Source organism: Desulfotomaculum sp. (assembly GCF_982386235.1).
Map to the genome: position 1 here is coordinate 1 of NZ_CEVWQM010000018.1, position 18,810 is coordinate 18,810.

General features: G+C 43.6%; 18 protein-coding genes. 17 read left to right on the plus strand and 1 reads right to left on the minus strand.

All coding sequences use genetic code 11. The annotated features are described in order from the left end of the window. Positions 1–393 precede the first annotated feature (393 nt). The 13 genes from AC1U9Z_RS11485 (at position 394) to AC1U9Z_RS11545 (ending at position 14,495) form a co-directional block, all read left to right on the plus strand. Positions 394–669, plus strand: a complete 276-nt coding sequence (locus tag AC1U9Z_RS11485) for a thioredoxin family protein (RefSeq protein ID WP_333531945.1) — start codon at positions 394–396, stop codon at positions 667–669. A gap of 313 nt (positions 670–982) precedes the next feature. Then, positions 983–1,696 (plus strand): iron-sulfur cluster repair di-iron protein, encoded by a 714-nt coding sequence (gene ric / locus AC1U9Z_RS11490; protein WP_333531944.1) that lies wholly within the window; start codon positions 983–985, stop codon positions 1,694–1,696. Positions 1,697–2,047: 351 nt separating this feature from the next. Continuing rightward, positions 2,048–6,277 carry an acyl-CoA dehydratase activase-related protein gene (locus AC1U9Z_RS11495; RefSeq protein WP_333531943.1) on the plus strand — a complete coding sequence of 1,410 codons (4,230 nt, stop codon included), beginning with the start codon at positions 2,048–2,050 and terminating at the stop codon, positions 6,275–6,277. Positions 6,278–6,541: 264 nt separating this feature from the next. Continuing rightward, positions 6,542–7,054 (plus strand): RNA polymerase sigma factor SigX, encoded by a 513-nt coding sequence (locus tag AC1U9Z_RS11500; RefSeq protein ID WP_333531942.1) that lies wholly within the window; start codon positions 6,542–6,544, stop codon positions 7,052–7,054. A gap of 11 nt (positions 7,055–7,065) precedes the next feature. Continuing rightward, the gene (locus tag AC1U9Z_RS11505; RefSeq protein ID WP_333531941.1) at positions 7,066–8,178 is read left to right on the plus strand and encodes a zf-HC2 domain-containing protein; all 1,113 of its coding nucleotides are present in this window, start codon (positions 7,066–7,068) and stop codon (positions 8,176–8,178) included. Between the two features lie 21 nt (positions 8,179–8,199). After that, positions 8,200–9,135 carry an ABC transporter ATP-binding protein gene (locus AC1U9Z_RS11510; RefSeq protein WP_333531940.1) on the plus strand — a complete coding sequence of 312 codons (936 nt, stop codon included), beginning with the start codon at positions 8,200–8,202 and terminating at the stop codon, positions 9,133–9,135. A gap of 18 nt (positions 9,136–9,153) precedes the next feature. After that, the gene (locus AC1U9Z_RS11515; protein WP_333531939.1) at positions 9,154–10,014 is read left to right on the plus strand and encodes an ABC transporter permease; all 861 of its coding nucleotides are present in this window, start codon (positions 9,154–9,156) and stop codon (positions 10,012–10,014) included. A 281-nt stretch (positions 10,015–10,295) separates the two neighbouring features. Continuing rightward, a complete protein-coding gene (locus tag AC1U9Z_RS11520; RefSeq protein WP_333531938.1) occupies positions 10,296–11,579 on the plus strand; it encodes a methyl-accepting chemotaxis protein in 1,284 nt (427 codons plus the stop codon). 435 nt (positions 11,580–12,014) lie between these two features. After that, complete coding sequence (locus AC1U9Z_RS11525) at positions 12,015–12,437, plus strand: DUF3842 family protein (RefSeq protein WP_333531937.1); 423 nt, start codon at positions 12,015–12,017, stop codon at positions 12,435–12,437. Then, positions 12,430–12,618, plus strand: coding sequence for a CooT family nickel-binding protein (locus tag AC1U9Z_RS11530; protein ID WP_333531936.1), 189 nt, complete (start codon positions 12,430–12,432; stop codon positions 12,616–12,618). The genes AC1U9Z_RS11525 and AC1U9Z_RS11530 overlap by 8 nt, the downstream gene beginning before the upstream one ends. 196 nt (positions 12,619–12,814) lie before the next feature. Then, positions 12,815–13,072: a hypothetical protein gene (locus tag AC1U9Z_RS11535; RefSeq protein WP_333531935.1), complete on the plus strand. Its 258-nt coding sequence runs from the start codon at positions 12,815–12,817 to the stop codon at positions 13,070–13,072. A gap of 79 nt (positions 13,073–13,151) precedes the next feature. Continuing rightward, positions 13,152–13,592, plus strand: coding sequence for a MerR family transcriptional regulator (locus tag AC1U9Z_RS11540; protein WP_333531934.1), 441 nt, complete (start codon positions 13,152–13,154; stop codon positions 13,590–13,592). Positions 13,593–13,646: 54 nt separating this feature from the next. Continuing rightward, complete coding sequence (locus AC1U9Z_RS11545) at positions 13,647–14,495, plus strand: zinc metalloprotease HtpX (RefSeq protein ID WP_333531933.1); 849 nt, start codon at positions 13,647–13,649, stop codon at positions 14,493–14,495. A gap of 65 nt (positions 14,496–14,560) precedes the next feature. Here AC1U9Z_RS11545 and AC1U9Z_RS11550 read toward each other — a convergent pair whose 3' ends face one another. Further along, a complete protein-coding gene (locus AC1U9Z_RS11550; protein ID WP_479957482.1) occupies positions 14,561–15,154 on the minus strand; it encodes a hypothetical protein in 594 nt (197 codons plus the stop codon). A 176-nt stretch (positions 15,155–15,330) separates the two neighbouring features. On the opposite strand from AC1U9Z_RS11550, the gene ybgC reads away from it, so the two are divergent. The 4 genes from ybgC to AC1U9Z_RS11570 all read left to right on the plus strand — a co-directional run bounded on the left by ybgC (position 15,331) and on the right by AC1U9Z_RS11570 (position 18,698). Next, complete coding sequence (gene ybgC, locus AC1U9Z_RS11555) at positions 15,331–15,711, plus strand: tol-pal system-associated acyl-CoA thioesterase (protein WP_333531931.1); 381 nt, start codon at positions 15,331–15,333, stop codon at positions 15,709–15,711. A 280-nt stretch (positions 15,712–15,991) separates the two neighbouring features. Continuing rightward, entirely contained in the window at positions 15,992–16,123 is a 132-nt protein-coding gene (locus AC1U9Z_RS11560) for a hypothetical protein (RefSeq protein WP_333531930.1), read from the plus strand. A gap of 172 nt (positions 16,124–16,295) precedes the next feature. Continuing rightward, complete coding sequence (locus AC1U9Z_RS11565; RefSeq protein ID WP_333531929.1) at positions 16,296–16,490, plus strand: hypothetical protein; 195 nt, start codon at positions 16,296–16,298, stop codon at positions 16,488–16,490. A 72-nt stretch (positions 16,491–16,562) separates the two neighbouring features. Continuing rightward, positions 16,563–18,698 carry a two-component system sensor histidine kinase NtrB gene (locus tag AC1U9Z_RS11570; RefSeq protein ID WP_333531928.1) on the plus strand — a complete coding sequence of 712 codons (2,136 nt, stop codon included), beginning with the start codon at positions 16,563–16,565 and terminating at the stop codon, positions 18,696–18,698. The last annotated feature ends 112 nt before the right edge of the window (positions 18,699–18,810 follow it).

Sequence of the window (18,810 nt, forward strand, 5' to 3'; positions counted from 1 at the left end):
TGATGAACTTGGAGCACAGGCTCCGTATCTTTTTGTCCTTTTTTCTGCGACATCTATTTAGGTGTAATCCTACTTTTGGTTAACCAACATTATGGCGGTTTCTATTTTTACTGAAATTAGGTTCAGTTCAGCAAGCCCTAATTAAAATTATTCTTTATCAGGGGGATGGGGGTGGGCGGATTGCAATCTGAAGGAATTATCTTCATTGAGGGGCAAAAAAATATTATTATTCTTGATCAAGTTAAACTTGATGGATTAATCAACTAGATATAAGTCCAGAAAAAAGAGAGGAAAACCTCTCTTTTTTGATTTGGATCAATGTTTCTTGATTGGAAATATTGTACTTTTAGTAATAACAAGAATAAAGAATTTTAGAGAAAGGTGACGTGATCAATGGATATTAAAATAGTAGGTGCTGACGGTTGCAAGGTATGTTTGGGTCTTGAGCAAACGGTGATTGATGTACTATCAGAATTAAACGTGCCTGCAGCGGTGGGTAAGGTAGTAGATGTGGAACAGTTGGTGCAATATGGGGTATTTGCCTTGCCAGGACTTGTCATTAACGATCAAGTGTTAGTTAGTGGACGAGTGCCCAGTAGAGCTGAAATTAGAAATTGGATTATTGCTAGTTATTCTCAACGCCATGCGTCTGTTGAAATATCGTGGTAAAACAGTATAAAAACAACCTTAATTCCCAATGATAGTCCCGAGATCACAGTAAAAGCAATTTTGTGCATGATGTTAGTGAGAACTTTGAGTCATCCTGAGCGACAGCGAAGGATCGTGGGTCTAACCTTTCAATAGTTAAAAGACCCTTCGCTAACGCTCAGGATGACATAGCGGATGGCTTAATGACCCAAGGGCCATCGATTTAGGTGCCTGGCTCTTATCGCAGCAAAGTCCTTCAAAGCTAAGATAATCTTACAAGCGAGCAAGCCCTAGCACCGGTCACAAGTTTCCAGAATAGTTAGGAGGTACAAAAATGAAAACCGTATTCACGGCATCCGATAAGTTAGGCGACATAGTAAGCAAGCTGCCGAAAGCCAGTGAAATCTTCAAACGATATAATATCGATTTTTGCTGCGGTGGCCAAAGACCCCTCGCCGCTGCCATCCAAGAACAAAATCTCAACGAAGGTGAAATTTTAGCAGCCCTTGGGAAAGCCTATCAAGAAGCAGAGTCTGTCAAGCAGGACACCGCCAAGGATTGGCAGCAGAGTTCATATAGTGAACTTATTGATCATATTGTGAACACCCATCACGCATACCTCAACCAGGAACTGCCCCGCTTGAGTGAAAATGTCACCAAAATATTACGGGTCCATGGCGCTCATCATGGGGCTGTGCTATCGAAGGTACACAAACTTTTTCATAGTTTAAAGATGGATTTGGAGCAGCACCTGATTAAAGAGGAAGAGATTCTTTTCCCCATGATTAAAGAATATGAAAAAAATCCCGCTGACTCTCTTTTGCCAAAGATTCGTGAAACCATCCTGGACATTGAGAACGAGCATACCGCAGCCGGAGATATTCTTAAAGAAATTCGGAGCATTACTGAGCAATATGTTAGCCCCGAAGATGCCTGCACCACCTTTCGCTTAACCTATCAAAAGCTTGAAGAATTGGAATCCGACCTCTTTCAGCACATTCACTTGGAGAATAACATTCTTTTCCCTCGGTTGGGCATGCAGGTATAACCAGAATTCCAGCGTATTATAAAGGGAGTAGTGAAGGCATTCGTCCTTAACTACTCTTTTTTACATGTCGCAAAATAAAAAATTCTAATATGCAAGTCAGGGAACGGTCTTGACCGTTCCCTGACTCACTCGTTCCGCTGCCCTGACAAATAAATAAATTATATTTTTCGATTTATGTTAATTACAAAATGAAGTACAATAACTAGAAAGGGTTCGTTTTTTTTGATACGATCATAAGTAGAGATTGGGCTAAAGTATGAACGGGCCTAATATGTTCTAAATTAAGGGGTAACGATTAATACCCATAGTTTATTTGCGCTAACAATTACGATGAGCTTTGGGGGAATTGATATGAGTAGAGTTTTAAATGTTGGACTTGATATTGGCTCTACTACCGTGAAAATGGTTATTTTGGACAAGAATAACAAGGTTGTCTATAAAAAATATTTAAGGCATTTTTCTGATATCAAAAATACCGTTACTTCTTTATTTGATGATGCCAAATCAATCATGCAAAGAAATTTGTTAACTGTAATGGTTACAGGGTCAGGTGGGTTTAACTTTTCCAAAAAGTTAGAAGTACCCTTTATCCAGGAGGTAATCGCCTGTGCCCATGCTATTAAAAGTGTCATACCCAATACGGATTCAGCCATCGAACTGGGTGGTGAGGATGCCAAAGTAACCTATTTTGGTGAATCAATTGAGCAAAGAATGAATGGAACCTGTGCCGGTGGTACGGGAGCCTTTATTGATCAAATGGCAGCCTTGCTGCAGACAGATGCGTCAGGACTTAACGAACTGGCCAAAAATCATAAAAGCATTTACCCCATTGCATCAAGGTGTGGTGTGTTTGCCAAGACAGATATTCAACCCCTGCTAAATGAAGGTGCAGCTAAGGAAGACATTGCTGCATCTGTTTTACAAGCTGTGGTCAATCAAACCATTGGTGGCCTGGCCCAGGGCAGGCCAATCCGTGGTAGGGTTGCCCTTTTGGGTGGCCCGCTGCATTTTATGTCAGAATTAAGAAAACGATTTGTTGAAACCTTAAAATTAGAAAAGAACAATGTTATTTTCCCCGACAACTCCCATTTCTTTGTGGCCCTGGGAGCTGCCCTGTCTTCCCGGGAGGCAGAACCCCTGCCCTTTGACTGCCTGCAGGAAAAGGCTCCAGTGATCTGGAAAATGAACCCCGAAGAAGAGGAAACGGTAGAGCCCTTATTTGCCAATGAGCAAGAATATCAAGAATTTATCGCACGTCACTCTCAGCACAGGGTAAAAAGAGTAGATATTGGGAGCTACCAGGGCAATGCTTACCTGGGTATTGATGCCGGGTCCACCACAACAAAGGTGGCTTTGATCAGTGAAGAGGGAGGATTGCTCTATTCTCACTACGGCAGCAATAATGGCAATCCCTTAGAATCCACCATTGAAGCTTTAAGGGATTTATATAGCAGGCTCAATGAAAATATCCAAATAGTAAGTTCTGCGGTTACCGGCTATGGGGAACATTTAATTAAAGCAGCACTTAAAATAGATATTGGCGAAATTGAAACCGTGGCTCACTACAAGGCCGCTGACTTTTTCCTGTCAGGTGTTGACTTTGTGTTGGATATTGGCGGGCAGGATATGAAAAGCCTGGTTATCCGAGATGGTGCCATTGATTCAATCATGTTGAATGAAGCCTGTTCCTCGGGCTGCGGCTCTTTTATTGAAACCTTTGCCAATTCATTAAATATGGATATAAGAGAATTTGCCAGTCTCGGCATTGGCTCAAAAAATCCAGTGGATCTGGGTACCCGGTGTACGGTATTTATGAACTCAAAGGTAAAACAAGCCCAAAAGGAAGGGGCAGAGATCAGCGATATTTCAGCGGGAATTTCCCTCTCGGTCATTAAAAACGCCCTATTTAAAGTGATTCGATTAAGAAGTGCCGAGGATTTAGGTGAAAAAGTTGTTGTGCAAGGAGGTACCTTCTACAACGATACGGTATTGCGGGCCCTGGAGAGGATTATCAACAAGGAAGTTGTGCGGCCTGATATTGCTGGCATCATGGGTGCCTTTGGGGCAGCCTTAATTGCCCGGGAACGCTATGCAATTGGCTGCCAAACCAGCCTGCTCCAAGGTGAAGAGCTGGAAAGTTTTAGCACCGAGACATCCTTGAAGCGTTGTAGCTTCTGTGGCAATAACTGTCTTGTGACCATTAAACACTTTTCCAATGGGCAGGAGTTTTATTCCGGCAACCGCTGTGAAAGGGGTGCAGGGAAAGAAAAGGTCCACAATGACATTCCCAACCTCTATGAATATAAATATAAACGAGTATTTCGCTACAAACCCTTATCGGAGCAGGAAGCAACCAGAGGCACCATTGGACTGCCCAGGGTACTTAACATGTATGAGGACTATCCCTTCTGGTTCACTTTTTTTAATCAACTAGGGTATCGGGTGATTATTTCAGGACGCTCCAGCAAGGGAATATATGAATTGGGCATGGAAACCATACCCTCAGAATCAGCCTGTTACCCGGCTAAACTGGTGCATGGGCATATTGTGGATTTAATCAACAAAGGTGTTAATAAAATTTTTTATCCCTGTCTTCCTTATAACATACCAGAGGATCAAGAGGCAGAGAACAGATATAATTGCCCCATTGTTACCTCTTACCCGGAAACCATTAATGCCAATATGGACATCCTGAAAGATGATCATGTAACCTTTTACTACCCATTTCTGCCTATTGATATACCTGGCAGAATGGTAAAACGGTTAGTTAAGGAGCTGGCACCGGAAGGTATTGCCAAGCGGGAAATTGCCGCTGCCACTAAAATGGCCTATGAGGAGTTGGCTCGCTATAAGGAAGAGGTAAGAAAAAAAGGGGAAGAAACCCTGGCCTATCTTGAGGAACATCAGATCAAGGGCATTGTCCTTGCTGGCAGGCCTTACCATATCGACCCAGAAATCAATCACGGCATTCCAGAGATGCTTAAGTCTTATGGTTTTGCAGTTTTAGCTGAGGATGCCATCAGACACTTAGCCAGGATTGAAAGGCCCCTGCGGGTTGTAGACCAGTGGGTATATCATTCCAGGATGTATGCTGCAGCCACCTATGTGGCCCGGCAGAAAAACCTAGAATTGATTCAATTGAACTCCTTTGGCTGTGGTTTAGATGCTGTGACCACCGATCAAGTTCAAGAAATTTTAGCAGCCTATGGTAAGATTTATACCGTGCTGAAGATTGATGAGATAAACAACCTGGGGGCTGCCAGAATTCGGATAAGGTCCTTGATTGCTGCCATTAAAGAAAGGGATAAAAGGGATTTTACACCCACAAAATTATTTAATTACCCCGCCAGGGTCATTTTTACCGAGGAAATGAAGCAAACCCATACAATTTTAGCACCACAGATGTCACCCATTCATTTCCAATTTTTAAAGGTTGGTTTTGAAAAGGCGGGCTATAAAATTGAGATTCTTCCCTCCGTGGATAAGTCAGCCATTGATGAAGGATTACGTTATGTGCATAATGATGCTTGTTACCCAACCATCATTGTGGTTGGTCAATTAATGAGGGCATTGAAGTCTGGCAAATACGACTTAAAGAATACCTCTGTGATCATATCCCAAACGGGTGGTGGTTGCCGGGCCACAAACTATATTGCTGTGATCCGCAAGGCCCTAAGGGATGGGGGCATGGCACAGGTACCGGTTATTTCCCTTTCCTCAGGCTTGGAGAAAAATCCTGGTTTTAAGGTGACCTTGCCTATTTTTAATAATTTAATGATGGGCTTGGTATATGGTGACCTTCTTATGAGGATACTTTACCGAGTGCGACCCTACGAAAAGGTAGCAGGTTCTGCCAACCGTCTATATGAGAAGTGGGTAGCCAAGTGTCAACAGGCCCTGAAGGATGGCGGCAGAAAAGAGTTTAAGAGAAATATTTATCAGATGGTTAAGGATTTTGATAACCTGCCAATTCATGAGGATGCAGTAAAGCCCAGAGTCGGTGTGGTAGGAGAAATACTGGTTAAATTCCACCCCACTGCCAACAATAACATTGTGGAACTATTGGAGGCAGAGGGTGCCGAGGCCGTGGTACCAGACCTGATTGATTTCTTTTTATATTGCTCCTTTGATAATAAGATCAAATATCAGGAGCTTTCCGGCACCCTGGGAAAGGCGCTTTCTGGTATGTTTTCTGTGAAGGTCATTGAATCCTACCGGACAGATATGAAAAAAGCCCTCCAGGCCAGCAAACGCTTTGAAGCACCTAAGTCCATCGAGGAGATTGCCCATGGTGCAGCCAAACACCTGTCACTGTGCAACCAAACTGGCGAGGGCTGGTTCTTAACCGGTGAGATGGTTGAGCTGATCCAAAGCGGCGTCAATAATATCGTTTGTTTACAACCCTTTGCCTGCTTACCCAACCATATCACAGGCAAAGGCATGATCAAAGAACTGCGCAGGGCTTACCCTGCAGCCAATATTGCCCCCATCGACTATGACCCGGGCGCAAGTGAGGTAAACCAACTAAACCGCATCAAATTGATGCTTTCTGTGGCTATGGAAGAAGTAGGTAAAAAATGATTATAAGGAAGTGCCGCAAAACTACGTTGTTTAGTAGCAAGCGGTGCTTCCTTTTTTCGTTTCACGGGGATGCCAAAATGTGATAATTGTTTTTATTTTTTTAAAGGAATATAGTAATAGGGTGTCAGCTTTTATCATGCCGCTGAGTCTATATAATGGAACTATAAATGAGAGATCTGTTGCGCAGCGGATAAGGGGGGTTGTACCATTCGTGTAAATTCACCTGCTCTCACCTGGGGAGTTGTTAGGATTTGTGGTGATCAAGTGACAGATCAACTACAAAAACTTTATGAGGAAATGTATCCTAAATTAGTTCGTCAGGCAGCTTTTATGTTGGGAGATGTTGGGGCCGCGGAAGATGCCGCCCAAGAGGCCTTTTTACGACTGTACCGTCAAGGATTAGATGAAATTGAAAACCCCTCTGCTTGGTTGACCAAGGTTACCAATAACCTCTGCTACAGTCACCTGAGGAGCGAAGGTAACCGAAGACGGCGGGAGGAAAAAGTCGGTCAAGCAGAGGAAGCCGTTGGCTTTTCCTTAGTTGTACCCTCGGCGGAACAGTTAGTAGTGGATAGGGAAGAACTTCAATTGATCAGACAGGCCCTAGCAGAACTTAAGCCCCGGGATCGTATGGTTTTACTTATGAAATTCTCTGGCTACAACTATGAGGAAATTGCCGCCACCTTAGATGTTAGTAAGGGCTCAGTGGGTACCTTTTTGGCCCGGGCCAGGGAGCGATTTAGGCAAGCCTATCAACGATTTTTGTTAACTAATTAGGGGGTGACTACATGAAATGTCCCGAGCAAGGTACCTGGCAGGCCTACCTGGATGATGAGCTTTCAATTGAAGAAGCCGCTTCTTTAAAGGAGCATTTGTCAGAGTGTACCCACTGTTCGAAAACCTTAACAGAATTAAGCCAATTGGCCGATTGGTCCGCTGATCGTTTAATGAGCTACCAAGATGAAATGAATCAAAGTATTTCTGACCAAGCAATTAATAACCATCTTATTAAGGCTTGTGTACAACCAAAAGAAAAAGTAAGGAGCGGTTTTTGGATGAACAAAGGATGGAGAAAATGGACAGCAGTGGCTGCCTCCGCATTAATTTTAACCGGGGCACTTACCTTTACACCGGTTAAACTGGCAGTGGCTGATTTTCTTTCGGTTTTCCGAGTGCAAAAAATTGAAACGGTTAAAATAACACCAAATGATCTGGAGCAAATGGCAAAATCCCTTGAGTCCCAAGTAGGGGAAATTGATTTACAACAATTTGGTAAGGTGGTCGTGCTTAAACAACCAGTGCAAGCCAAATTAACCCTGGCAGAGGCCCAGGCCAAAGTACCCTTTAATTTAAAGCAACCCTCCTTTATACCGGCTGGCTACACCTTGGCCGAGCCGGTTGATGTGAATCAAGAAGGTCTGGCGGAATTTAGGCTGGATGTGGCGCAGACAAACTTACTGTTAAAAGGGCTAGGTTCTACCACTTTGCTGCCGGGGAACCTGAATGCAGAGGCCTTTAAAATAGAGATGCCCGCTGGCATTCAACTGAAATATGTTCAGAATGAGGGGCGTGGTTTTACCCTTACTCAGTTTAATACCCCGGAAATTACCGTGCCGGCTGGAGTGGATGCCAATGATTTAAGGGCAGCATTGTTAGCTTTGCCCATCTTACCCGATGATTTAAGAACCCAACTGGCCAGTATTAAGGACTGGCAAAATACATTGGTGCTGCCGGAAGACGAAGGATCAGAGAAAATTGACCTGGGTGGTACTACGGCCATCTTTAACCAAAGCAAACATGGCTACAGTAATTTGATCTGGGTGGACCAGGGTATCATCTATGGTTTAAATGGTCTGCTGGAGCGGGATACCGCTATTAGGATTGCCGGTTCTTTGAAGTAACGCTGGAACGGAGGGGCATTTTTGTTAGCCATCGAAACCATTGAATTAACCAAGACCTACCAGGGCCAAGGGGGCTGCCGGGATATATCCCTGGCAGTCCCCCGGGGGTCTATATTTGGTTTGCTGGGACCAAATGGTGCTGGTAAAAGTACCCTGGTCAAAATGTTAATGGGGCTGTTACAACCAACCTCTGGCGAAGCCAAATTACTGGGTCGTCCCTTACATGACTTCACAGTGCGTCAGAAGGTAGGTTTTTTGCCGGAGAATTTCAGTTATCATGACTGGCTCACGGGTCATGATTTACTTCGTTTTCACGCTTCACTCTTTGGGTTGCCTGCTAAAAAGTCAGTCCAACGCATACCGCTGGTGCTGGAGATGGTGGGACTGACCCAGCATGCCAGGAAACGGGTGGGCAGCTACAGCAAGGGCATGCAGCAGCGCATTGGTCTTGGTTGTGCCCTATTGCCAGACCCAGAGCTGCTTTTTTTGGATGAACCAACCTCGGCCCTGGACCCCATTGGCCGGAAAGTGGTACGGGATTTGCTGGTGACCCTAAGGGGGCAGGGGAAAACGATCTTTTTAAACAGTCATCTCTTGAGTGAACTGGAAACAATCTGTGATCAGGTTGCCATTATCAAAGAAGGTTGTCTTATTTTCCAGGGGGACTGGCGGGATATCACCACTGGTCGCCGGGTTAAAGTGGTGCTGGCTGGTACGATGCCGGTGCACAGGATTACTGCTTGTTGTGCCGGTTGGCAATTGATTTCCCAGCAAGCCAGTCAGAATCTGGCAGGGGGTCAGGAGCTTATCTTTGCCAGTGCCGAAAAGCTAGAGGTTCCAGAGTTAGTCACCGGACTGGTACAGTCTGGGGCGGCAGTCCACGAAGTAACGCCTATGATCGAGTCGCTGGAAAAACTCTTTTTAGAGGTTGTAACCGACAGCCAGCCCAAGGACTAAGGAAGGAAGGTACCCGACGTGTTGACAATTGCCCGTTTAACCTTTTGGGAAGGTTCCCGTAAAAAAGTATTTCTGGTTACCCTACTGCTTTCGACGGCCTTCTTTCTGCTCTATGGTGCGGCCCTTAACTTCACTGCCCAGGAAATGCGGGGTCTGGGTCCAGGCCACGGCCCGCAGCTTATGCTACAGCAAATGGTTGGCCTGCAACTATTGGGGGCAGGATTGTACTTTGGCTCCTTTTTACTGGCCTTGTTGGCCCTGTTGGCCAGTGTAGGCTCTGTTGCTTCGGAGATTGAAAGCGGCTTGCTGCACGCCATTGTTTCCAAGCCCATTCGACGCAGGGATATTATACTGGGCAAATTTTTAGGCTATGGTTCGATGTTAACGGTCTATGCTTTGGTGCTATATGGAGGTCTATTAGCGCTAAACCAATACTTTAACCCCGTTGCCCTGGGTTTTTTGACCACTGCCAAGGGAATTGCCGGGGCTTTGATTTTTGCTCTGCAGCCCTTAATTCTGTTGGGGGTGGCCTTGCTATGCAGTACGCTGTTAAGAACCCTAACAGCTGGTATCGTTTCAATTGTACTTTTTGGCCTGGGTGCAGTGGGAGGCTTTTTAGAGCAGATTGGCAGTATCGTTAATAAGGCGGATTTGGTTAACTTGGGAATTGCTACCAGTTTGGTGATGCCCAGTGACGCACTGTTTCGTAAACTGTTGACGGTGGTTACCGGCAGTGATATGAATCCGTTATCCTCCCTTTCGGTGGGTCCCTTTGGGGTGTCGGTACCACCGAGCAATGCCATGCTGGTATATGCCTGCCTTTATTTACTGGTCTGTCTTGGCCTGGCGATTTACCATTTTGAACGTAAGGATCTTTAATAGAAAAAGACAAGGGGATCTGAAGTCTGCCTATAGGAAAGCAGAGTACAGATTCCCTTGTCTTTACTTTACGCCAAAGAAATACCGGTTACAACACCGGCCGGTATCTGGTGTGGGAGAAGCCTATGCCCCAAGGTTTTATGTGATTCCTTAAAAAAGAATTAAAAAAATATAAATTAAATGACTAAATGGCTTACAAATGGCATTTGCAAATGGCATAATAAAAACAGATAAAAATTCTAGAACAGTTAAACTGAGTACTATTATGGAGGTAAATGCCTTTGTTTAAAACCCTTTTTGGCCGCGAAAAGAATCAGCAATGTGCCATAAAGGACATGGCACCAATACTAAAAATATTGTCCTATAACTATTTTTCTGCCACTTATAATCAATTATCTGCCTTTAAAACACAGAATAGGGTATCCGTAATCGGCGGTGAGACTGATTCCCTGGCAGCGGCTTCAGAACAAATGGCGGCATCGATCCAAGAGTTAACCAGTACCACACAGCATAGTCACGGTGAACATTTGAAAGTAGAGGATGCTGTGCAAACTGGTCAACAATCTTTAAATCAAGCAGTGGTTATGTTAGAGGAGGCAGGCCAGTCCATGTCCGTGTTGGCCCAAACAGTAAGGGACCTGGAGGCCAGGGTTCGGGCCATTGATGAAGCGGTGGAAGTAATAACAGAAATAACCGAGCAAACCAACCTGTTGGCCTTAAATGCTTCCATTGAGGCCGCTAGGGCAGGTGACAGCGGGCGCGGCTTTGCTGTGGTGGCGGAGGAAATACGGCGTCTGGCAGACCGGACAAAGGAATCTGCGGTACAAATTAAGGATGTGGTGTTCCACCTCCAAACAGGCATGACCGATACCCTGGCATCCATGGGACAGAGCAGCAATTCAGTGGAGGCAGGCATTTATTCCGCAAAGTCTGTGACGGAACCCTTTGGGGAAATTAAAAGAGCTACCCAGACTGTAAGTAGTTTGTTGGAGCACTTAAGCGGTGCAGCCGAAGAACAAACTGCTGTTACCGAGGAAATTTCAGCCAATGCGGATCAAATTGCTGAAGCCACTAAATTTGCTGAGGAAATTGCCGAAGATGCCCAGTATCAGAAAGACTTTTCATATCGAATTACCAATACCATCTGGGAAGAGATCAAGCAACAAAAGGGTTTTGATCAGGCAGGTTTAGCAGGATTTCTAGCCGAGCGTGTGGTCGACCATGCAACTTGGATTAATAAAGTGGTGGCACATCTAAAAGGGGAAATTAAAGAAGCCGAAGATCTGGCTGATCACCACCAGTGTAAGCTGGGCCGCTGGTACTACGGTGAAGGTGAAATGTCTATCAATAAGTATCCCCCTCAGGTGGTGGATGTATTTAAGAGAATTGAGGAACCACACCGGATGGTGCATCAGAGTGGTTTAATGGCTATCCAGCACCATAGCAAAGGGGATCACCATTTAGCCTTTGATTATGTCAATGAATTAACCAAGGCCTCAAAGGAAATCATTGCCTTGTTTATGGAGTTAATTGATCAAGTGATCAAGTATGAAAGCAAGGGCTAAACTACCGTAATATGTATTGGGCGGGCAAATTGATAAAATTAATTGGCTTTGATATAGCAAATGTATATTAAAACCATGAAGGTTTTGCATTACCCTGAAAAATTATTGTTATGAGTTGGCAAGCTAACAAACAACAGACCCATGAAGGGACGAACTACCCTTTATGGGTCATTTTGATTTTTTTATAAAGGAGTTTTTTATGCATATGGTGGATGCCTTGCTTTCACCTTGTAGGTGGACTATTGCTTGTCATACTATTGATTCAGGCACTTTTCTTTAGTGATGGAATAAATGAGTCATCATAGAAGAGCCCCTTGCCCTTCAGAATTGTCCAATCTGTGGCTCCGCCAAGAACAAATAGAATAAAAAACCCAATCATACTACCTGTGTTTTTTAGTATAATATGTTGGTAAGTTTAATGATTGGAGGAACCAAATGCGTATTGCGGTTATCGATGGGCAAGGTGGGGGAATCGGTAAGGCTGTTGTTAGCAAATTGAGGCAGGTCTTTGGGGAGCGGCTTGAGATTATTGCATTGGGTACCAACGCCTTGGCTACTTCATTAATGCTTAAATCCGGTGCCAATGAAGGGGCAACCGGGGAAAATGCTATCGTTATCAATGCTGCCAAGGTAGACATTATTATAGGGCCGGTTGCCATCATATGTGCAAATTCATTGCTTGGTGAGCTTACACCACTTATGGCTAAAGCAATAGCAGAAAGTCCCGCTAAAAAGGTGCTGATTCCCCTAAATAGATGTAATTTAATTGTGGCTGGGGTTGAAACCAAGCCACTGCCCCATTATATTGATGATGCTATTGAGATTGTTCGAGCACAAAGGGGTGATTGCTGTGTGTGAAGCGAATGTTTACTTGGTGGATAAAGATGGCCATGAGAAACTATTGCTGGAATCAGTAGATAAGATTGTTCCAACGAAAGAAGGCTTATTTTTAGAGAATATTTTTAGCCAAAGAAAGATAGTAAAAGCAAAGATAAAAGAAATGGCACTGGTTGACCATCGAATTATCCTGGAGGAATAGATAGTACCCCATTATATGCAATCGGTTAAACATGTTACGGGAAATAGAGAAAAATAAATTATGCACGGGTTATTTAATAAAAGCACAGTGGGCTTGGAGAAATCTCATCCCCTGTGCTTTTATTTTAGAGAGCAAATTTTCACCCTTTTTATGCCAATGACATATTTTGGCATATATCAAGAAATGAGGGGTGCCGATGTCTCTTAAATATCAAGAACGACCGGAGCGTAACATAGAGAAAGAACTTGAACGTTTAAATAATTTATATGGTCGGATGTTTAGGCAATCGATTCGTAGTAATGATGAAGTAAAAGAACTTAAAGAAGCAATTCAAAACCTGGACAAAAAGTTGGAGCGTAAATTTGATGCTATTGACAATAAATTTAGGGGGTTGTTTTTCTTTATCGGAGGAGGTTTAATCAGTTCCATCTGGGCAATTATTACATTACTTTAGATAAAAGCTACCAAAACGTATAACTGTACAGTTTATTGGTAATCTTGTATAATAATGGAGGGGTGATAGATTTGGGGAGTTGAAGAAATTTAAGATTGGGGAACTGGCTGAATTGGCGGGAGTTAGCCGGAGGACCATCGACTATTACACCAACCTGGGTCTTTTAAAGCCTGAAAGAGCTGAGTCTGGTTACCGTTATTATACGGAAGATTGTTTGTTGCTTTTAAAACTAATTGAAAGTATGAAAAACCAGCGTCTCACCCTGGATGAAATCAAAGGTCGTATTGGTGACCTGACGAGTAACCTACAAGGAGTCATTGGCAAACCACATGGTTTAGATCTCCAATTTCTCAAACAACAATTTAAACTGCTGGAGAATCAAATGGCAGAGCTGCAGCCGCTCGTTAATAATATAGAATCTGGTCAAGGAGTGGTTGCTACTCGGGTGGTATTGATGCGAAGTATGACTCTTATGCAGTCGTTGATTTTGTATCTCAGTGAAGTGACACCTTATCTATAAGACTTTTAGTACTGCTTTTGCTTAGGATGTCATTTTGATGGGAGGAGGAATATAATGAATACCTTAAAAGTTTGGCTCTTAATGGGAGCACTATCGATCATCATGGTAACGATGGGCAATGCCATTGGTGGCAGCAGTGGAGCAATGATTTTCTTTCTCATTGCCATGGCAATGAATTTCTTTGGCTACTTTTACAGCGATAAAATGGCCATTAAAATGACCCAATCTTACCCTGTTTCCGAAGCTGAGGCACCTGAACTATATGAAATGATCCGTCGGTTATCCAAACGTGCCGGCTTACCAATGCCAAGAATATACATTCAACCCTCCGATCAGCCCAATGCCTTTGCCACTGGCCGCAACCCCGAAAACTCTGCAGTGGCGGTAACCGAGGGAATCCTGCGTCTAATGAACCCCCAGGAGTTAGAAGGTGTATTGGCCCATGAGCTAGCCCATATTAAAAACCGTGATATATTAATAGGCACCATTGCCGCTGCCTTTGCCGGGGCCATCAGTATGATGGGTAGTGCCCTACAATGGGGTGCCATCTTTGGCATGGGCCGCAGTGAGGATGAAGAAGGTGGTGGCAGCATGGTGGGTGGCCTAATCATGGCCATTATCTTCCCCATCGCAGCTATGATCATCCAGATGGCCATTTCCCGCTCCCGTGAATACTCGGCAGATGCCACCGGAGCAGAAATTGCCGGCTTACCAGACGGTTTAGCCAATGCCCTATTAAAATTAGAATCTGCAGCTCAACGGGTGCCCATGAATAATGTAAACCCTGCGACTTCCCACTTATTTATCACGAACCCTCTTTCCGGGAACTCCCTGGCACGGATGTTCAGTACCCACCCACCCATTGAAGAACGGGTACAGAGACTAAGAGGCATGAGACGTTAAATATTTTAAATGAGAAAAGCGTAACATCCTTTGTTTTAGGTGTTACGCTTTTAGATTTTATAACACTATGGAAGTATGCCAAAATCCTTGACCACGATTTCTTTATTGAAAATTTCTACTGGTGGGTTAGTTGTATCGATTTCTGCAATCATGGCTTTTATTGCCGGGGCAAATTTCTCTATAAAGCTGTTAAGTTTTATTCTAGTAAAACCCTTGTCATAGGTCAGCTTACTATTTAAAAAATTATTTAACTGAAATTCCTTGCTGGAAAAATACTCATTAAATTTTTCTTCGATGATAGACGGTCCCCAAATGGCAGCTTCCCGGCAAATGTATAGCCGACAAAGGGGAGTCATTGCATCCCTGGGTAAGACACAACCCGTGTCACTAATAAAGGGACAACGGTTTAAGCCTGTCTTCATTTCTATCATGATTCCGTTATATCCCTTGATTATCCGTCCTTTTTTCAGTACAAACTCATAGATAGAGGGGTAATGGAGATATAAAAATAATAAATCAAAAAGACAAAGTTCCGGTTCATAGGAACAGCAACCGATTCGATTGCTCTCTTTCTTTTTATCCCGGTAACAGACAGAACAAAGATTGGTACAAACACTGGGGCGTAAGGGGTGATTAATAATTTTAAACTCCGCCAACATTGGTAAAACCCCCATTTAATAAAATTATCCCATTTCTTTATAAGCTTAACACTACTATATCAATTTTCTGATTATGCCGCTATATTTGTGCCGTACAAAAGAATCAAAAAATGAAGGAGTAAAACATTATTTCATTGAAATAATGTCCCAAGATTATAGCTACAGGAGGGATTCCCATGGAAATTCGGGTTTATTACGAAGATACTGATGCAGGCGGGGTGGTTTACTACTCAAATTACCTGAAATATTTTGAAAGAGGAAGAACGGAATACCTTCGTGACAGGGGATTTTCGGTTGCGGAAATGGCCCAGCGTGGTTTTGTCTTTCCGGTTGTGCACCTGGAGATTAGTTACCGTGCTCCGGCTTTGCATGACGATTTGCTAAAGGTGGAAACTGCCTTATTGGAAATTGGAAGATCCTCTATTACCGTTGCTCAAAAGGTACTTAGGGCTATTGACGGAAAACTCCTTGTGGAAGGTAAAGTAAAATTGGCATGTGTGGGATCAAACATGAAACCGAAGAGGTTGCCGGAGGAGATTATTCAGGCCCTTCTTTAATAATTTATCGGACTTTGACCCGGAGGAAAGGAAAACAATATGCTCGATGCCGTCACAGATATAAGTATGAAAGTGTAGGTTAGATTGGATTCAACATTATAAAGTTAATACATTTAATAGTAAGGTTTTCTTAACACAATAAATAGTCAAGCAAGCTCTTAGCAACTTGCTTGACTATTTAAGTATCATTCAACATTGGTTGATAGCAAAGGATGCAATAGAAAACCCTGCAAAATAACCGTACCCTTGACACGATGGCGTAACAGAAGGGGATGGGTAAATGGCAGCTTCTAGCAATTGGAAGCTGCCATTTGATACTTTAACTATCTATCGTATTTCTAAGACCAATATGATTCCTGTTCAAGAGGATGAGTTTGAGTGTATTGTATCAATAGGCGGAATGATCGACTAGACGATTGTTCCAATGAACTTGGGTATAATTTCCGGATAGTTATGAATTAATATTCCATTGCAAAACTAAAATTAGAGACTATGTTCAAAAAGGGGAAACAATTGTTTTTGTAGAATATCATTTTAATATTATTATAATGTCACAAATTGGAATTAGGGGGACAAATAACTATATGAGTATAGAGACTTTGGATACATACAAATCGATGCTCAAGGATACCTTTCAATCAGTATCTCAAGCCATTGAAATTCATGTCATGCTGTTGGTTATAGAAAGAGCTTTATGGGTTACTAAACATAAATATGAAGAAGCCTCTTTAATTACCTTTTCCGAAGGCGTTGATCCAGCAGCCATGCTACCGTATTAAGGGAAAGATTAATCGGTGATAATTTTACCCTAGGGGATACGCCCCGGACATAGTGTGAAGGGGATAAAGAAAATGCAAATTTGTTCCAAAACCTTATTAAATTCTCGGCGCTGGATACAGTTTATCGAAAGTACGGCCATCGGTTTACAATTGAATCTTTCAATTATACCAGCTAGTATGACTCAGTATGTTCATGTTCCGGATAAATGTCCGGTTTGCCAGCAAACCTTCCCGGACCTAACCCCGGGCGAAATTATGTTAGCTTGGCAGGTGACCAAAAATAACAGAAATGAGCATGAATTTCTTACGGGCCAGGGCTTAACAGTCGTTGCCATGCCTCTTCGGGACGGCTTAGCCGTGGTGGCCTGTGAATGCCCCTGTCGTTCTGGAGAAGGTCTGCCGTCTTTGCTGGAACGATCCAACGTCGCAAGCAAATTGTTAAACAGCTTTCAAATTACCTTACAGGAAGGTTTAGAAGGTGGCCAAAGGGCCATCGAGCTTTCAGCTTTGCGGCAAATGAATTATATTGTTTTATCATTGTTTCGTGGTGATCAAAATGCGGTGGAAAGGGCCCTTGATCTTATATTAAGTGCTTTGGTGATTCTGCTGAAGGCAAAGGGCAGTTGGTTAAAGTATCGGAATGGTACGGAGGAGGATCTTTTAGTAAAGGGGGATGAAGAAGCTGTTGCTTCCTACTTGGGGCAACCGGTCGGGGATGCAGTGGTCACGGAAGCTTGCAATGGCAGTTCCCAGGTACAATTAGGTGTACTATGTCCGACGGATAAAAAACAGGCTACGGCACTTCTGCCATTACTGTCCCAGGAATGCATCTTGGTATTTGAAATCGATCACCTATTCCAATTGCTGCAAGCCCAGCTTACCCGCGTACTGGGGGCCATAGGCAGCGGGATTCTGCTGGTGGACCAACATGGTCAGGTTACTTATCTTAACGGGGCAGCGGAACGTCTTTTAGGTATAAAAGCTTTAACGCTTTTAGGATGTATGGCGGATGATTTGGCAGGACCTTGGGTCACAGCAATAAATGTCAAAACGGCTGAACAGGTTAAGGGCTATATGAGCCCATTGCAGTTAAATGGGCAAAGCCGCTGGGTTGATTGGCAAGTTAACCCTATACGGGATAAGGAAACGATTTGTGGTTGGCTAGTTATGATTAATGACCGTACGGATTATTATCGCTGGCAGGAGGCGGGGCGTCAGGCTGAAAGGCTTGCAACAACTGCTTCCCTAGTGGGGGCTTTGGCCCGGGAATTAAAAAATCCTGTGACGGTGTCCCAGGGGTTAATCCAGTTGATGGGTCGACGAAGAGAGCCACAAAGGATAGCCAGTTATAGCGATATGATCACCCGGGAACTGGATCGAGTAAATCGGTTATTAAATGAGTTTCTTATCCTGGGGAGGCCTTCTGAAATTTCTCCTATTCCTCTAGACCCACTAAATTTTTTAGTGGAGCTTCTACCGCTATTTCAAGGGGAAGCCTTGGGTAAGGAAGTGGAGATAAGTACCAGCCTTCAGCCGGTACCATCTATCTTAGCAGACTCAGGACAGCTTACCCAAGTGATGATGACGCTTATTCGAAACGCTGTAGAGGCTGTGGAAACCGGAGGCAAGGTCATGATTAGACTAAGCAGACTGGAAGATTGGGTTACCATAGAGGTAGAGGATAACGGACCTGGTTTGTCGCCGGAGGTAATGGAAAAGCTATTTCAACCTTTTTTTACTAATAAAGAGCGAGGTACTGGTCTTGCCCTGTCAGTTACCCAGGCAATTGTGCACAATCACGGTGGCAGAATTACAGCTGGTAATGCGATTGATGGCGGTGCACTCTTTTCTGTATTGCTACCGATACAGACATCCAATGAAGGACAACCCTGTCCTCTGGATGTGATGATTGTTTTGAGAGATGAAGTTATTCGCTATCCTGCGGTACAAACGTTGCGAGCAGCTGCCCTAAGATCTTTATCCGCTCCCGATTTAAGCGCTGCATTAAGTATGGCAAATCAGTATGACCCCACGGTTCTGGTTATTGATAACACTACAAATAGCAGTAGTCAAATGGATGAAATTACACGGATTTGGCCCCGCACCAAAATTCTTATTATTGGTGAGCCTAAAGGTATAACGCTTAAACCGGGAGTTGAGTTTATTGCAAGGCCTTTGGATTATACCCGATTAATTGTCAAAGTTTGAGAAATGGCAGGTAAAAGAGCTAATTAATTAGCCTGTACTATAAGTTCCGGGAGTGAGGATTTATTGATACAAAGAATCTAACGAATGAATTATTGGAGATAAAAAGAGAAAT

Excerpts from the sequence above, each read along its gene's own strand:
- AC1U9Z_RS11485 (WP_333531945.1), top strand. The coding sequence starts at position 394 with ATGGATATTAAAATAGTAGGTGCTGACGGTTGCAAGGTATGTTTGGGT.
- ric (WP_333531944.1), top strand. The coding sequence starts at position 983 with ATGAAAACCGTATTCACGGCATCCGATAAGTTAGGCGACATAGTAAGC.
- AC1U9Z_RS11495 (WP_333531943.1), top strand. The coding sequence starts at position 2,048 with ATGAGTAGAGTTTTAAATGTTGGACTTGATATTGGCTCTACTACCGTG.
- AC1U9Z_RS11505 (WP_333531941.1), top strand. The coding sequence starts at position 7,066 with ATGAAATGTCCCGAGCAAGGTACCTGGCAGGCCTACCTGGATGATGAG.
- AC1U9Z_RS11525 (WP_333531937.1), top strand. The coding sequence starts at position 12,015 with ATGCGTATTGCGGTTATCGATGGGCAAGGTGGGGGAATCGGTAAGGCT.
- AC1U9Z_RS11535 (WP_333531935.1), top strand. The coding sequence starts at position 12,815 with ATGTCTCTTAAATATCAAGAACGACCGGAGCGTAACATAGAGAAAGAA.
- AC1U9Z_RS11545 (WP_333531933.1), top strand. The coding sequence starts at position 13,647 with ATGAATACCTTAAAAGTTTGGCTCTTAATGGGAGCACTATCGATCATC.
- AC1U9Z_RS11550 (WP_479957482.1), bottom strand. The coding sequence starts at position 15,154 with ATGTTGGCGGAGTTTAAAATTATTAATCACCCCTTACGCCCCAGTGTT.
- ybgC (WP_333531931.1), top strand. The coding sequence starts at position 15,331 with ATGGAAATTCGGGTTTATTACGAAGATACTGATGCAGGCGGGGTGGTT.
- AC1U9Z_RS11560 (WP_333531930.1), top strand. The coding sequence starts at position 15,992 with ATGGCAGCTTCTAGCAATTGGAAGCTGCCATTTGATACTTTAACTATC.
- AC1U9Z_RS11565 (WP_333531929.1), top strand. The coding sequence starts at position 16,296 with ATGAGTATAGAGACTTTGGATACATACAAATCGATGCTCAAGGATACC.
- AC1U9Z_RS11570 (WP_333531928.1), top strand. The coding sequence starts at position 16,563 with ATGCAAATTTGTTCCAAAACCTTATTAAATTCTCGGCGCTGGATACAG.